At 41.0% G+C, this 15,449-nt stretch carries 19 protein-coding genes and 1 pseudogene; 11 read left to right on the top strand and 9 right to left on the bottom strand.

Annotation, left to right across the window (positions count from 1 at the left end):
* The 5 genes and pseudogenes from folE to dpdA (AB4232_RS14100) all read right to left on the bottom strand — a co-directional run.
* Positions 1-209: pseudogene (gene folE, locus AB4232_RS14080) on the bottom strand (GTP cyclohydrolase I FolE); the annotation flags it as partial.
* 5 nt (positions 210-214) lie between these two features.
* Positions 215-892: a 7-cyano-7-deazaguanine synthase QueC gene (gene queC / locus AB4232_RS14085; protein ID WP_102278586.1), complete on the bottom strand. Its 678-nt coding sequence runs from the start codon at positions 890-892 to the stop codon at positions 215-217.
* Between the two features lie 9 nt (positions 893-901).
* Positions 902-1,567, bottom strand: coding sequence for a 7-carboxy-7-deazaguanine synthase QueE (gene queE / locus AB4232_RS14090; RefSeq protein WP_102453572.1), 666 nt, complete (start codon positions 1,565-1,567; stop codon positions 902-904).
* Positions 1,551-2,660, bottom strand: coding sequence for a DGQHR domain-containing protein DpdB (gene dbpB / locus AB4232_RS14095; RefSeq protein WP_102453549.1), 1,110 nt, complete (start codon positions 2,658-2,660; stop codon positions 1,551-1,553). The genes queE and dbpB overlap by 17 nt, the downstream gene beginning before the upstream one ends.
* On the bottom strand, positions 2,657-3,874 hold the full coding sequence (gene dpdA / locus AB4232_RS14100; protein WP_122046645.1) for a tRNA-guanine transglycosylase DpdA: 1,218 nt from the start codon (positions 3,872-3,874) through the stop codon (positions 2,657-2,659). The genes dbpB and dpdA (AB4232_RS14100) overlap by 4 nt, the downstream gene beginning before the upstream one ends.
* 107 nt (positions 3,875-3,981) lie before the next feature.
* Here dpdA (AB4232_RS14100) and AB4232_RS14105 point away from each other — a divergent pair, with 107 nt between their 5' ends.
* From AB4232_RS14105 to AB4232_RS14115, 3 genes are read left to right on the top strand one after another with little or no spacing between them, the layout of a single operon-like run.
* The gene (locus AB4232_RS14105) at positions 3,982-4,917 is read left to right on the top strand and encodes a DUF6884 domain-containing protein (RefSeq protein WP_371965507.1); all 936 of its coding nucleotides are present in this window, start codon (positions 3,982-3,984) and stop codon (positions 4,915-4,917) included.
* On the top strand, positions 4,914-6,314 hold the full coding sequence (gene dpdA, locus AB4232_RS14110; RefSeq protein WP_371965508.1) for a tRNA-guanine transglycosylase DpdA: 1,401 nt from the start codon (positions 4,914-4,916) through the stop codon (positions 6,312-6,314). Before AB4232_RS14105 ends, dpdA (AB4232_RS14110) begins: the two co-directional genes overlap by 4 nt.
* A gap of 5 nt (positions 6,315-6,319) precedes the next feature.
* Positions 6,320-7,519 (top strand): DGQHR domain-containing protein, encoded by a 1,200-nt coding sequence (locus AB4232_RS14115; protein ID WP_136993495.1) that lies wholly within the window; start codon positions 6,320-6,322, stop codon positions 7,517-7,519.
* A 35-nt stretch (positions 7,520-7,554) separates the two neighbouring features.
* Here the strand turns inward: AB4232_RS14115 and AB4232_RS14120 are convergent, their stop codons facing one another.
* Positions 7,555-7,797, bottom strand: coding sequence for a hypothetical protein (locus AB4232_RS14120; RefSeq protein WP_065103593.1), 243 nt, complete (start codon positions 7,795-7,797; stop codon positions 7,555-7,557).
* Between the two features lie 276 nt (positions 7,798-8,073).
* Between AB4232_RS14120 and AB4232_RS14125 the strand changes: the two genes are divergently transcribed.
* A complete protein-coding gene (locus AB4232_RS14125) occupies positions 8,074-8,961 on the top strand; it encodes a 6-pyruvoyl tetrahydropterin synthase family protein (RefSeq protein ID WP_372087375.1) in 888 nt (295 codons plus the stop codon).
* Positions 8,962-9,125: 164 nt separating this feature from the next.
* On the opposite strand, the gene AB4232_RS14130 is transcribed toward AB4232_RS14125, so the two are convergent.
* Together AB4232_RS14130 and AB4232_RS14135 are read right to left on the bottom strand one after the other, a co-directional pair.
* The gene (locus tag AB4232_RS14130; protein ID WP_372087376.1) at positions 9,126-9,566 is read right to left on the bottom strand and encodes an RNase H family protein; all 441 of its coding nucleotides are present in this window, start codon (positions 9,564-9,566) and stop codon (positions 9,126-9,128) included.
* 76 nt (positions 9,567-9,642) lie between these two features.
* On the bottom strand, positions 9,643-9,828 hold the full coding sequence (locus AB4232_RS14135) for an AlpA family transcriptional regulator (RefSeq protein ID WP_065103595.1): 186 nt from the start codon (positions 9,826-9,828) through the stop codon (positions 9,643-9,645).
* 148 nt (positions 9,829-9,976) lie between these two features.
* On the opposite strand from AB4232_RS14135, the gene radC reads away from it, so the two are divergent.
* The 7 genes from radC to AB4232_RS14170 all read left to right on the top strand — a co-directional run bounded on the left by radC (position 9,977) and on the right by AB4232_RS14170 (position 14,472).
* The gene (gene radC, locus AB4232_RS14140) at positions 9,977-10,447 is read left to right on the top strand and encodes a DNA repair protein RadC (RefSeq protein ID WP_065103596.1); all 471 of its coding nucleotides are present in this window, start codon (positions 9,977-9,979) and stop codon (positions 10,445-10,447) included.
* Positions 10,444-10,872: a DUF2787 domain-containing protein gene (locus tag AB4232_RS14145; RefSeq protein ID WP_065678384.1), complete on the top strand. Its 429-nt coding sequence runs from the start codon at positions 10,444-10,446 to the stop codon at positions 10,870-10,872. The genes radC and AB4232_RS14145 overlap by 4 nt, the downstream gene beginning before the upstream one ends.
* A gap of 49 nt (positions 10,873-10,921) precedes the next feature.
* Positions 10,922-11,362, top strand: coding sequence for a DUF2787 domain-containing protein (locus AB4232_RS14150; protein WP_372087377.1), 441 nt, complete (start codon positions 10,922-10,924; stop codon positions 11,360-11,362).
* 576 nt (positions 11,363-11,938) lie between these two features.
* Positions 11,939-12,274 (top strand): hypothetical protein, encoded by a 336-nt coding sequence (locus tag AB4232_RS14155; protein WP_102489609.1) that lies wholly within the window; start codon positions 11,939-11,941, stop codon positions 12,272-12,274.
* 107 nt (positions 12,275-12,381) lie between these two features.
* Complete coding sequence (locus AB4232_RS14160; protein ID WP_372087378.1) at positions 12,382-13,131, top strand: hypothetical protein; 750 nt, start codon at positions 12,382-12,384, stop codon at positions 13,129-13,131.
* On the top strand, positions 13,118-13,696 hold the full coding sequence (locus tag AB4232_RS14165; protein WP_372087379.1) for a hypothetical protein: 579 nt from the start codon (positions 13,118-13,120) through the stop codon (positions 13,694-13,696). Before AB4232_RS14160 ends, AB4232_RS14165 begins: the two co-directional genes overlap by 14 nt.
* A complete protein-coding gene (locus AB4232_RS14170) occupies positions 13,621-14,472 on the top strand; it encodes a hypothetical protein (RefSeq protein WP_372087380.1) in 852 nt (283 codons plus the stop codon). Before AB4232_RS14165 ends, AB4232_RS14170 begins: the two co-directional genes overlap by 76 nt.
* A 43-nt stretch (positions 14,473-14,515) precedes the next feature.
* Here the strand turns inward: AB4232_RS14170 and AB4232_RS14175 are convergent, their stop codons facing one another.
* Positions 14,516-15,151, bottom strand: a complete 636-nt coding sequence (locus AB4232_RS14175; protein ID WP_372087381.1) for an inovirus Gp2 family protein — start codon at positions 15,149-15,151, stop codon at positions 14,516-14,518.
* Positions 15,152-15,449: the final 298 nt, after the last annotated feature.

Consider the following 15,449-nt stretch of genomic DNA (forward strand, 5'->3'; position numbering starts at 1 on the left):
ACATACATTTTTGCAATACGCTTAGGCGTCTCAGACAAACTGTCATCGTTCAAATCCAGAGATAGTGCGTTAAGAATATCTCTTGTCGCATTCTCAATAACTGCAAATTTCTCATCATGATTCAAAGTTTGCTCAATCAAAGGTGTTTCAAGACCTGCTGCAGCAAGAACTTCTTTAACCATATATGCTTCATGTGACAATTCATTCATTTTGTTCAACCGACGATTTCGTTCAAATAAGTAGCTTTATTTTGTTCGTAAGATGCTAAACCGTCAGCTCTTAACTTACATGATGGGCAATCACCACAACCATTACCAATAACACCGTTATAGCATGTTAGGGTTTTCTCTCTAACAAAATCTAAATGTCCAAGTTTATCGGCTAATGCCCATGTTTGAGCTTTATCTAACCACATTAGAGGGGTTATTAAGGACACGTCATACTCCATTCCCTGCTTAAGCGCACTTTCCATTGCCTTTACAAATGAGTTTCTGCAATCTGGGTAGCCAGAAAAATCCGTTTCACAAACTCCTGTAATAACCGCAGATGCACCTATTTGGTAAGCATAGATACCGGAGAGAGTTAAAAATAGAATATTCCGTCCAGGAACAAATGAATTAGGTAAACCATTGCTCTGTAGTTCATGAGAAACCGGAATATCATCACGAGTCAATGAACTGATAGCCAATTCATTTAGCAACGATACATCTAGTACTTTATGAGCCTTTACCCCCAACTCAATAGCTATAGACTTTGCAACTTCTATCTCAAGCTTATGCCTTTGACCATAGTCAAAAGTAATCGCATGGACTTCATCATACTCGTTGAGCGCTTCAATTAAACAAGTGGTAGAGTCTTGTCCACCACTAAAAACTACTACTGCTTTTTTCATCAGATACTCCTAAGCGATTTGAAGGTATTTATGCGTTTGGATAGATAAACGCCAATTGTTCAGAATACAATGTCGAATGCATAGTTCAGTAGCCCTAGTTTTTTGACTAATTGGTTGCAACGCCACAACGACATCATTTCTCGTGCAGTGGTCTTCAAGCATTCTTTTTAGGTTCTCAATGTCTTTTTCTGTCCCTACTGGGTGCTTAATTTCGTTAGCGCGCTCTATAGCTGAGCCCAAAACCTTAAACCCACCTTTCATATTGACCTTAGGAGAAACGGTGACCCAAGTAGTATCAGAAGCTTTAATCTCAAATGTACCGCTAGTCTCAATTTGACAAGTAAAACCAAAATACTCCAGTTGACTGGTCACTTCTGACAAGTCATATATGCACGGTTCCCCGCCTGTAATTACTATGTGTTTGGCTGTCCAGTTTGCTTTAAAATAACTGACCAATTCCGAAATCGAAGTGTTACACCAAGTTGGAGAGTCTTGCTCTTTATTTGCCATATTTTGAAGATTAACTTCGTCGCAAGCTTCTACTTTCCAAGTATGTTTTGTATCACACCACGAACAACCAATCGGACAGCCTTGTAAGCGAAGGAAGATCGAAGGCACGCCTGTATACACTCCTTCACCCTGTATAGTTTCGAATATTTCATTGACCTTTAACAAGCATTACCTCTCTTTCTTGTAAGTCGTATAAGCGCACTAAGTGTTCTGTTACCAAGTTGATGTCCTGCGATAAATTCTGGATTTGATTCCACTTTCTAATTATAGGTTGACCATCATGATCCAATCCAAAATCCCAAGCCCCATGACTCCACACACAATATGGCTTTAATCTTTCCAATTTTTTCTTAGCACATTCAAAAAATGACGTCTCTGATTCATCAATTTCAAATGTATAGAATATTTCATCGAATAACTGGCCGAGAGCGATGATCCCAGCCCCATGAAAAAGCCTCGATTCTTTAGGTTTTTTACCCCAATCTTCTGTGAAGGTACTTTTAACGGCTGAAAAGTAGTCACAAAGTAAGCTAATCATTTGGTCACAATCTTCAGGGTTGTATGTCTCTTGTGCTTTGTTACTAAAAGCATATAGTGCTCCTTCACGTAAGCTATTATCAACCATTTTCATTAACGAGTTGTCGGCAATAATACCTAAAGGGTTTGTCACTAATTTCACTAGGCCGTTAAGTGGTGAGCATTTTTCGTAATTTAAGAGTTGTACGATTAATGAAGGTAGTTTGCGTCTAGTTAGCTCCTGACTAAACAAGCCATTGGCATGAGGCAGCAATTCATAAATTAAACTTTTAGGTAAGGGTTTAGCTGAATTAATGAGTAAAAACTGTTGTCGCTCAAAATCCTCATCATCATTGATAAAAGCGCACACAGGAAGGTAGAAGTCTTTTTTCCCTGAAAGCCTAAGTGCTGCAACTCGTTGCTGCCCATCCACAATCAATGCACTTTTGGCTTGCTCTGGTATCTCAAGTTCATATAACTCGTTGTCGATTGGCTTCAACTCCACATCACTACTCAAACTTAATATAATAGAATTGGGTATAATCCCACCTTCGGAGTTTATATAGTCTGCAATATTGTTTATATGATTTCTTACTTCTGGCCTCTGATACCCTTTCAACTCGGTCTCATCACGCATAACTCTTGTTATAGTCGATATGGACTCTATCTCATCAAGGTTCATGTTGAGTTGAAAGAGTTTGAATCCGCTGCTTTGTTTAATTATCAGTGCTTTCTTTTTCATAAATTACCCACCATCAAGTTTTTGTAGAAGTCCTGTAAGTTATGAAATGCTCTGCGTTTGTTTCTTTCTGTCCCTCGAAACACCAATACCTCGATGCCAATAGACTTGCAAATGTTACAACCACACTGCTCCCAAGGACGAGCTATAAGAGTTCTACTATATTCGTCATTTAAGCTCCCTTCCCTGTTAAAAACTAACTTCTCATACTCTTGAATAGCGTGCAAAGTAGCCTCAACTCCTAATTGGTATTGTCCGTATAACCTAACTGCCTGCAGCGCGTTTTCCTCCAATTGCGAAACGTTCTCTTGGTTGATTCGACCGGATGAAATAGCATTTTTAACTCGAGTATTACCAAAGGACTGAGGTAAGCGGATAGCGCAATATGTCTCTCCATTTAGCCTAAAGTTATGCTTTTCACTCAAGAACGATTGTTTCAGCGGTGTTGTACTATCAACGCTAATAACGTTACGACTTGCAAGGTGAGGTAAAATATCTTGTCGGCCGATACCCAATAAGTGAATACCATAATGCCCTGGTACTTTTTCATGTATCTGATCTAACAGATCGCAAATCTGCATAGAGTCCAAAGTGACGATGCCACCAATGGTGATGTGTTTGTATCCCATCGATTTTAATGCAGAGACTGACTCTATATAACTAGCCTTATCCCACCCCTGAGCAACACCATATGGAGTAAAAGAATAGTTTCGTTGTTGACCTAGAAACTCTTCTGCGTTGTTTAACGATAGTTCTACACGTGCAAGATGTTTCGCCTTCGCCTCAAGAAGTAACTCGCTGTTTGTATCGTTGTAACCAACAACTACATGATCTAAAGATACACCGCTGTCCACTCTCGTTTTGACATAGAAGTTAATCAGATCGTCAGTAGAGTATGGTGGTGTATCATCTTGTATATACGAAAATGCTCCGCTGTCGCCCATCACTTCGTAATGTTGGCTGAGTCGGAAAAATTGATGTGCTCCTTCCCGATATAGTCGATATCTTTGTCCACGTGAATACCGTGTTTTGTCCGTTTTTCCAGGCAGACCATCAACAATCGCTTTTGAAATGAGTAGCCCATCATATGGCTTAGCCAGTAAGTGATGCGCATAAACATCATCTCGCTGAGTAACTCTGAGCGATTGGTGCTTTTCTGTTTCAAAATCGAAAAGTGGGTCCACAAAGTCTTGGCTATCGGGAAAAAAGTACTTCATTTGCACCTCCTACTGAAACTAAGCATATACGAAGTTCCGTGTTTCAGCTAGACTTCAAGCTTAAGAAAAATCAACACCAAAATTCTACAAGCTTAAATGGAAGTCGTATGAACAAAATACATTTATTGATTCCTTGCACGGCAAGAAAAACTCTCGATGTTCCAGTTTCTATGAATATATCCGAACATTCTTTCGACACCCTTCAAGAGACCCTTGCAAATTGGGAACAAGCTTTTTCTAAAGCCCAAAAGAAAGTAAAAGCTAAAGATTTGTATTCTGGTCAAACATTTGCAAAGTTGCGTTTAAAAAGTAAAGAACTCAATTTGTCTTTGAAAATTCTTTCCGCTGGGTTTGGATTAATCGACGGAGAAACTGAGTTACCGGGCTACAACGCTACATTCGCGCCCAACAAAAATCGAGTTCCTGCTCCTAATAACAGTTGGTGGCATGCTGTTAACCAATCAAAATTACCTAGTCTTTCTTTAAAAGAAACATTTAAGGGTAACCAAGATGATTACTTTGTCGTCGTTGCTAGCAGCGAGTATCTACAGGCTATTCAGGCAGACTTGGTAGAGACTTTCTCTGAGTTTAAGAACGCTCCAAAACGTTTTGCTATCATCGCCACTTCAATACCAAAACCTCTAACGTCTTATTCAAGATGTTTTGTTAAATGTTCTCGACAAGTCCTAGACCATAAGAACGCTAAAAACTATGGATTAAGCATTGCTGATAGAAGTATTACTGCGATTGCTGCACTCATGTTTTTGAATAAAATAGAACTTACAAAACCCGACTTCAGTGATACTATCTCCGCCCTAAATTTAGATTTCGCTCAACTAACTCCAAAACAAAAACAACCACGCACGAAACGTGATGATGATTTCATCGTTGATTTTATCAAGAATGAAATTTTAACTGGAGAACACAAGCCTGTTTCTGGTGCGGCAGCATTGAAGATATATCAAGCTTCAGGCAATGCGTGTACTGATAAACGTTTTGCGACTATCTACAAACAAGTTAAATCAGAAAAAGGTTTATCGTGACTAAGTTCCGCTTCTACTTTCCAGACAATAAAGACTTTGTTGACCCAAATTTTAATGGCCGTGACAACAGTCGTACAAAGTATCACCGCCAGTATGATGATGATCACTACCCTCACCAAATACTCGCAGAACTGCCTTATGATGGTATGTTAGTGTCACTTGCAGGTGTGGGAACAATGCAAAAACGTGGTAAGTACTACGAACAAGAATTAACCGAAGACTTCTACTTTAACGGTGCGCGTGAATTTCTTCGTCTTGATACAAAAAAATTCGAGAACGTAAAATTGATGGGTGACTGTGGTGCTTTCGATTACCACAACGAGTACGAACCTCCATTTACCGTCGACGAATTAATTGAATTTTATGACAGGGGCGGGTTCGATTACGGTATTTCTCTCGACCACATTGTTTTTCCATATTTCAAGAATGAAGCCGCAAAAGACGCCGCTGCAGAGAAGTGTGACCTTCACGAATTGATCGCAGAAAGTGAACGTCGCATTGATATTACATTGAAGAATGCTAGAGAGTTCTACGAGAAAGCTAAAGGTTACCGTTTTGAAGCTTACGGTGTGGCTCATGGCTATGATAAAAGTTCTTTTCTTCGTTCAGTCAAGGAGTTACAAAACATCGGTTACCGCAGAATCACAATCGGCGGTATGATCAAATCTAAAACTGATGAATTACTTGAACTACTAGAGAGTTTAAGTGAGATTCGAGAGCCAGACACGCAATTCCATTTACTAGGAATTTGCCGCTTTCAAAACATTCCTGCATACATAAAAGCAGGCGTGACAAGTGCGGATAGTACATCACCTCTAATGCAGGGACTGAAAGGTGGTAAGTACTACTCGGTAAACTCTGAGTCTACAAGCTTTGATGAATCCCTGATGATTCGAGTTAGACAATGTGATCATGATAATGTCCAAAAGCACATAGACAAGCATCGAGACGAATTACGTCAGCACATAACAGAGCTTCAAGCAAACGGCGAATTTGATATTGATCTCTCCAATACAGCGTTATCTATTAACGAGTGTATTAAGCGACTTGAAGTTGACTGTCTTAAAAAACTTCAGCAATACGATGACACTGGACTCGATCTAGATAGAACACTAAAAGCGTTAGTTGCTTACGAGAAAGTAACCAACGAGAGTTACTTGCCGTCTAACTTGACTGGATCAAAATTAGCGCCCTTAAAGCGTAACGAAATTAAGTATCGTGAATTTCTAAATGCAAGAGAATGGCGTCAATGTACTTGTGGTATTTGTAAAGGTGGTTTGATGAATATCGTTTTCCGTTCAAACCAATCAAATCGACGTCGCGGTATTCACAACCTAGCAATCGTCACCAAACACAAAAACCAAATGCTTGAATCCATCAATCTTGTAACTAAGTAATAATTATGTCAGAAATTTTAAAAATTAAAGCGATCCAAGAGGTCGTAAATGGCGTGACTGTTTATACAGGTTGGGTCGAAGGTAAAAAAGTACGAGACGTTGCCAAAATTGTTCACATTACCCGCGATGGCGAATATATCCATGGGTATCAACGAAGCGAACTTCCGAAACACATTGATTCTATCACTGATTACGTAGAGTCTAAAAACTCTACTATTTTGGCTAACTTAGTCATAGGGTTCAACAACACTGTTACGTTTGAACCCATCATGCCTGGTTCTGAATTTGGGTACTTATATGTGCCTTATGACCCGGAAAAGCCATCAAGTGAACTTCCTGGCGCTATCGTTGATGGTCAACAAAGATCGGGAGGCGTAAAAAACAGTCACCACGACAGTTATCCACTACCCGTATCTATTTTCATATCAGAAAATGAAGCTGATTACGTACAACAGTTTTTGATCTTGAACTTAGGTAAACCGCTTACGACAGTACAACTTAATGCATTGGCACTATACGGTGATATCTATAAGCCACCAGCATTGGCCGAGAAAGCCTTCCCGCTATCATTGTGTGAAGAACTTGGGTTCCGAAATCCTGAGTCACCGCTATTTGGGTTAATTAAATCCAACGGTAACAAGGATGGCATTATCGCTGAATCATCAATCACTGAATTTGTGGTCAACGTTAGACGCCAGATTTTGAGCACACTCGATGTTCGTGTGTACCAAGAATTAGATGACAAAACAAAGCAAGAGTTCGTACAAATCCTAATCAACTTCTGGCAAGCAGTTGCCGAAGTATTTTCAGATGATTGGAATAATAAATCGCGAGATATGAAACGTTCTTACATAACGCATGGCACCTCGGTTATTGGTTTCTCTTACCTGTGTCGCCATATGCTTCGTGTATTCCAAACACCTAGTAAAAACATCGGGAATGAATCCGTACTTTCTAGCGAACTTCCTTCATGCAAGTTTTTTGTTAAAGAGTTATCTCTAATCAAAGAACACTGCCATTTTAGTAAAGGATACTGGACTTTAGGCCTAGCTCGTAACCCAGATGTTCAGGATCTACCTTATAGTCGACGTTGGAATGATTTCCAAAATACCACATCAGAAAAGCAATTATTTTCAACAAACATTTTACGCTTATATGAAATTCAAAAAGGTTGGCGTGAAGACTACCCTATCTACATAGATTAATATCAAAAAGAGAAGGCATATCGCCTTCTCTTTGTTTATGATTCAAGCTCGTCCATCAATTCATATAACAATCCAAGCTTCTCGTACCCACAAAGCTCTACCATAGTACGTAACTCAACATCTGACACTTGGTTATTCTGAGCTTTGTTCTTAAGCTCATTCCAATGTTCAGATCCTGCTTCAGGTGCTATCTGCCCACTAGATACCCCGATTAAAAATGGTTTTACTTCATATTGAAATAGACGAGAACCTATCAAGCTCAATTTGTATGCATCCATTGTCGTTTCTCCATCACGTATCCTTGCCGTTCACGAATCACTCTAACCTAGTCGGCAAAAATCTGAAATTATGTGTATCACTGAGGCTAACACTTAATTATCGGGAACTACTAGCTTTTTGACCTGCAATCATGAAATCTCACTGATTTAATTCAGTCATTAAAAGAAACTTAGGCCGCTTGATCTAGAGAGCCCTATCAATACCTTACAAATGTTGATACGGTTTGGGTATAATATTATGTGTCAAACAACTATCAATATCATTAAGGTTTTATTTTGAATCTATTTGTTAAAGCACTAACTGTCATCGATGCTTCCTATCTATGTGATAAAAGAGGGATGGTGGGCGAGAGTTGGATTTTAGATGTAACCCTTTCTGGACAACTCAATGAAATGAGCATGGTTCTCGATTTCGGTCAGGTTAAATCGCAAATTAAACGTCTTGTTGATCAGTTTGTCGACCACCGCTTGCTTATCCCAAAGAGAAACCCATTGATTCACTCAGCTCAAACAAACTCTGGCTATACCAGTATAGATTTAGTGCGCGAGACCAAAAGCATATACTTGAACTGCCCCGATGAGGCGTACTGCTTTATAGATGCTGAGGAAATCAATATAGATAGCGTAACAAAGCATCTTTACCAATTGCTTAAAGGATACCTACCAGATAATGTTGACGGGTTAGACATCACCCTTCGCCCTGAAAAAATAGACGGCGCGCTTTATCACTATTCGCACGGGTTAAAAAAACATGACGGCAATTGTCAGCGTATAGCTCATGGCCACCGTTCTCCTATTGAACTAATCGTAGATGGTCAAAGAGACTCTATCCGCGAGCTAGAGTTTTGCAAAAGGTGGGAAGACATATACCTTGGCTCTCTAGAAGATAAAGTGCCAGTTACTTCCTTAACATTAAGTAAAAACAGTCAAGGTATCTCTGAAGAGAGTCATTACGCATTCAGTTACACTAGCCCACAAGGTAAGTTTGAACTCGCAATTTCCAAATGTGAAACCGAGATTTTGGATACCGATACCACGGTAGAGTTATTAGCCAATTATATATCAAATGAAGTCCAGAAGTCTCTTAGCCCAACTCAAACGCTCAAAGTCGTTGCATACGAAGGTGTGGGTAAAGGAGCTATGGCTTTCCATAACTGTAAATAGTTAATCACCTACCCTAGACTTTGCTCCTTCGCACGTCGGTCCCAAGTGCGAAGGAACTCTACATTTTAGTCGTTACAGCCAGTCTCATATCTCGAGTTAGCCGAACGACTATTTCAGTTTTAAAACAATAGGTTTAACAATAATACCCTCTAAATCCAATCGACTTAAAACACCTCCCTAGCCATATCCCCCGCTCTCCCCATCTGTTCAAAATCTCCGACCTTATGTGTACGCCTTACTTCAACAAACTTGCTCGCTCGATGCATATCGACCTGTTGCCATAAATGACGGTTAGCTACTGGCTTCTTATCAGATTTTCGCCACCCCTTTGCTTTCCAGTTATCTAACCATTCATTGAACCCTTTCACACAATATTCACTACTCGAATACAGGCAGTCTCCATCTCTGGCATAAGCTATAGCTTCTATCAATGCGATAAGCTCTAACTCAGCACTATCGGCAATCTCACCGACTAATAGATTATTTTCGTCAACTAACTGCCGGTCGTAATTATAAACACTGATACCAATCCCACCCTGTCGGTTTGATGCGTTTCCTTTTGATATTGCGATACCGATATAAATTGCACAGTTTTCTTCATTCATGGTCTTGGTCCTTTGTTCGAGTTTTGGCCTACCATTTTGGTAATGCCTTAATTGTTGCAGTGGCGTTGATTCAGTCTTAATGGCTTGGTCTTTGAGCCAAGCGCATTTCCATCCAGTTATTCACCTCTTCTTCTACCCAAGCGACAGCCCTATCTCCCAAGCTTACCGATACAGGAAAATCACCCTCGTCCATTTTTCTGTAGATCGCCGAGCGGCTTAATGCAGTTTTCTCAATCACTTCTTTTAGCTTTAAAAATCTCATGGGACGTTCTCCTATGCCTGTAGTCCTCATGGGATAAGGAGATAGTGTTAAAAAAAATGAGGCTGGCTTGGCTTACTCTGATTCAAACCTTTTTGAGGTATATGTCATTAAAGTGAATGACCTAAAGCCTGATTAAAGGAGAACCAAAATGAGAACACTTTCACCACCACTACTCTCACAGCAAGAGCATGAACATCGCGTTCTAGAAAAAGCAGCAGAGATATTAGAAGAGCGTTATGTACGAGGAGATGTATTTACCAACCCACAAGCTACCCGAGACTATTTGCGATTTAAGATAGGCGGCAGTGAACGCGAAGTGTTCGCCGTCATGTTGCTAGATAACCAACACCGATTAATTGAATTTGAGGAGTTGTTTCAAGGGACGATTGATGTGGCAAGCGTCTATCCACGAGAGGTAGTAAAGACAGTTCTGAATGCCAATGCGGCGGCAGTTATCTTTGCCCATAATCATCCATCAGGCGATCCTGAGCCTTCCCAATCAGACAGGCGCATCACAACGAGATTGAAAGACGCTTTGGCGCTTATTGATGTTCGAGTTTTGGATCATATTGTGGTCGGAGAACAATGCACGTCGTTTGCGGAAAGGGGTTGGTTATGATTGAGAAACACTATGGTGACATCACCCTCAATAGCAAACTCCACCAGCAGTTAGAGCAAACCATCGCTCGCTACTCGATTCCTAAAGACACGACACGCATTGCACTCAACTGCCGAAATACAAGCTACTACAAAACAAAGGAAGGGGTCGCCCCTGTAGAGATTCAGTTAAAGCGGGAGAATTCACGCTCTGATTGGAATTTGGTTTTCGTGGCCAATTTTACTTATCAGGACAAAGCCACCGACTCGCTCGATGTGTATCTTTATTTCCACCTACTGAATCACTGGTGCTATCAACCAGATGCAGGGGCAGCGAGCCTGAGCCACCCTGTCACAACAAAAGTGTTTCAAGCCTGGATGTGCGCTTTCCATGAACATTTAACTCAGCATGTCTTCGATGACATACAACTCACTCAAGTCCGCTAAGGCTAACCCATCACCCGACTCGTTCACCTAAATTCAAGGAGGCATCATTATGTCTACTCTGCTCTTTCACCCATCCAGTTTACCCGTGTCAGACAAACTTCACGCACTGTTAAACAACCATTTTCAACAACAATTAACCCAGAGTGAGTCAATAGCCCAAAGTACTTACCTGACGTTCAACTTTCGAGATAGTTCATACAGCTCAGAACCTGGTGGATTTCACCCTGTTGAAATCGCGATGACACAGATCTCCAGTGGTCTATGGAATGTCGAATACATCACTGATTTTGCTTACGTTGGGAATGTGTATCCAGAATTGGCGCGATGTCTAGACTTTGATTTTCGAGACCAAGCGTTCTTTACCGAATTCGGGGGGTGGAGCCCAATCAAGGGTAACTATTCCGCTGTAGAGATGTTCGAGCTATGGCAGGATAACTTCTTAAACTACATCGATATGGAAGCGTTTGACTCTATATCTATCACTTCGTAATGAGAGAACAACCCGTCCGGGTCTATGTCACGATACAAAGGCACCGGACCACTACAGCCATCAAAAGTCGTGCTTCGGAGAGAGCTAACCCTATATGTAGCAAGGCCTGAATGACTTTTCATCATTGACTCCCACCCCACGACTTATCACTACATTACCGATAAGTGATACCAATCATGCCCAATATCTCCCCATTAAAAGAGCAGCTCACAAAAGCGCTCATCAGAGTCGCTCTCGCGAGTTGTCATTACCTTAATGAACAGTATCAGCACTTTAAAAAGGAGGTAGAGCAAAGTTCAGATCACGAACTGTTTGAATTCGTTCAACGCCTTTCTTCCACCCATCTGAAACGGCTCTTAGCCACTATTGAGTTGATGAAGAGAGGTTATCTATTGAGTGAAATTCTAGAAGCAGCAAAGGATAAATAATGGCCTTTCCCGAGGCCATTTAAATTCAAATATACAGCCCATTTCACATAATCATTATGCGCAATTTGAGTGAGACGTTATTTGTCTCACTCACCCTTATTCTAAGGCCATCAGTGATGGTTCATAGACACCCAACTAAGGATTCACAATGACAACAAGTAATGTACTGCATCATACCAATGATGAAGAGCTCATCGCTTTAATCCAACAAAAAGAGTCGTTCACCATAACTCGGGTAAAAAACTTCTCTCAAGCAGTGAAAAAGATTGAGCGGCTCATAGAGGAGCAAAGGCTATCTTGTCGAATATACACAGCAGGTCGTGCAACCACGATGGCAGCAACTTTGACTTCAGGACCTGCTGTCATTTTTGGATTAGCTTCAGCTGCTGCAATATCGGCGCATAACTTAGCAACGAGAAACCCAGATTATGAAATAGCTAAGTACCCTCTAGCTAAGAAGCTCGTCATTAACTACAAAAAGTAATCGCATCAGGCTGTGTGGCCACCAGCCGATCCCTAACCAAGTTGATTCTTTAGCTCATTTCTTTTTAGTGATGAGGCGATTGATCACGTTTAAATTTTGGTGGTCCCATGTCTTCTAAACCAAACAGACAACGCATCGAACATATAGAGTTAGTCTTTGAAATTTACTCCCACATACCGACTCAACGAAAAGTTACAGTTAATGATATTCATGAACGATTAGCGAGTACTGGGATTAAGCGTTCGAAACGTACCGTACAACGCTGCTTGAATATTCTGACGGATTACCTAGATATTGAAAAAGACGATAGAACCCTGCCCTATAGCTACCATCGAAGATCCCAACCCAATGTCTTCATGGGTCCTAAAGAATCTGTACTTCTTGAGTTTGCTTTTGAGAGTTTAAAAGCAGCACTTCCTGAAAGTTATCTACCAAGTATGCAAGGCGCATTTGCACCCTTTTTGCTAATGGACCACAACCAAGGTCCACGTATTGATATTCGATACACGTTAATAAATCAAAAAGAACATTATGAAGAAGCTCTTTTTGACAAGCTTTGTCTAGCAATCTATTACCAGCGTGAAATTCGCCTCCATCTCAACAGCGAACAAACTCTCCAGTATGTCTGTCCACTTGGGCTTGTGTTAGAGAGTGAAGCCCTTCAATTGATCTACCAATTCGAAAGCCATGTTTGCGCCATCCCTCTCAATCAAATTCAAGACATCTACATCAGTACATTCGGGTTTACCTATCCAAAGGGATTTTCACTATCTGAGGTCATTACACCTAAACGAGAACCAACACTTATAGCCAAATGTTCAAACAACCACACAAGGAATGATCATGAAAAATACTAACTTACTCAGAACAACTCTCGTCAGCTCTATCGCTTTCGCTCTGACAGCTTGCGGAGGGGGCTCTAATAGTAATACTCCAACGTCCCCACCAGCCGACCAAACGCGCTCAATATCAAGCATGAGTGTTGTTAATGATGGTTTTCAGACCTTTAAGCCTCGCGCTCACGATTTAACTGGCTATCGAGCATATTCTAGAGCAGCTACGTTCAATACGCCTTTAGATGACGGGCAAAGTGCTTACGTTTATGAGAACCCAGAAAACGGTGAGGTAAGCTCGATTAGCTTTGAAGGCGATGATGCTGAGAGCGTTGTGACTCCGACTATCGATATGATCGTCGACCTCAATACCACCTACTCCGCAATCAACATGAGCAATGTCACCGTCACCGTGGATGACGTGGTGTATGAAGGTAATTACACCCTCATACAGGACAAGAATACCGGTGATCTTTATCCATTGGTCGAGAGCGCGTTCCTATCTATAAGAAGGTGGAAGCTGAACATGAGGCTTGGGTCACCAATACACGCTTTTCCCACAATGGAGATAGCACGCGTATTTACTTAAGGCACAGTGATGAACTCAGCCTGCATAAAGCAGAGCTTATCGACGGTACGTTTGTCATTTCTAAAGTCTTTGATGATTACTTCAGAAACAACGTCATTTTATCAACAGGTGATATTGTCACCGTTCCTTGGAGTGGAAATAGCTTAACGTGGGTAAAGCAAGACGGTACCGAGCACAACTTTAATTACGATACGTCACAGTTGTCTGTTCCATTTCTATACGCAGATAAACTCTATGCAATTCGAGATTCAGATGATGCACTGATCGAGCTTACATCGAATGGCGCTACCTTAGACCAAACCGATGCTCTATGGACTACCAATGGATACAGGCCGTCCTCCATGAGTGTGGTCCGTGGTGATTATAAAATGCATTCAGATTGCTCTGTGTATCAGTTCGATGACACAACCAAAACCATCACACAGCTCGAACCACCGAAAGCGCATAGTGGCCACATAGCCAATGCAGGCCAAACCTCACTGTACTGCATGTACTCAAGTGCCGATGATAATAGTGCACTGCCTAGCTTCATGCGTTTTGATACCAGTAAGTCTGAACTTAACCAACCCGCTACAACGACAATCGATGCATTTAGTGGTACTAAACTTGATGCCAATGAACGAATGGCCGTCGTCAGTGATAATGAACTGATGTTCTATCAATATCCAAGTGGGACCTTTACCGAGTACTACATCAACTTTGACGCTGGTACTACAGTGGAAAAAGAAGTGAGTTCAATAACGGCTATTAAGATGCAAACCGTCACTCAAAATTAATTGTTTAGAAGGATTAATGAGGGCGATGTTCTGCCCTCTTTTTTTAGGTTCGAGAGCACCCAAAACTTCGTGTTCTATCGCCGTAGTGCTTGGTCTCAACCTTAGCTAAATAGCTGACTCGTTTAAACAGGCTACCCACCTGTTGGTCGAATTTATCTGAGTTTTGCTCTAACCAATAGGTAGGGTTGTCTGGGAAGTGGACTAAGGTATCACCTTCATTGGCTTGGATATCCAGCGCTCGACACCACGCCTTCTTTATCATGTCTGATAAATTGCCTTTTTGCTCAAACCTTCCAAGAGAATGGTAGACATCTTTGTTCAATAACAAGACAAGATGGTAATGGTAGCTCAATGACGTGCTTCTTTCTTTACACCAAGCATATCGAACCTTACAACTACGAGCAGTCTGACCTTTCCTTTTTTTTCGACTGAGGTCAGCTTGAATCTGAGCATCCAGCGAAGCAATAAAGTTCTTGATGACTCCAGTGTCATCGAACAATAAAGACTTAGCTAAACGTAGGTCTACTCTAATGGCTGTCGTACGAGGGTGTTGTGTGACGGCTTTATCAATCGTGTCATACAGTTTATCAAGGTAGCTAAGAACTAAACCACCTTTTGGCTTTAAGATTGGCAATCCATTGAATGTATCATTGGTCGTTGTTTTAAGTTGTTTCATCATTATACCTTTGGGGTTAATATCTCTGGTATAGGATGATTGGGAGTGGTTATTTAATGAGGTGAGTATCTTTATTGAATTGTGTTTGGTAAGGGTAAGTTAATGAATGGTATATACGTAATATTACCATACCGCAATAACGAGATATGAACAGGCCCCGGTCGAACCATTCCATTCTGGTTTTAACCCAAAACAGATGATATCAACGTGAGAGCTCAATCAATTCTAGGTAATGAACTCGCAATTCCAGCATTTGAAGTTACTCTGAAATTAAGTACCAAGCGTTAATCTGTTAATCTGT

Origin of the sequence: Vibrio sp. 10N.286.46.A8, from assembly GCF_041470165.1 — a bacterium.
GTDB classification, from domain to species: Bacteria; Pseudomonadota; Gammaproteobacteria; order Enterobacterales; family Vibrionaceae; genus Vibrio; species Vibrio tasmaniensis_A.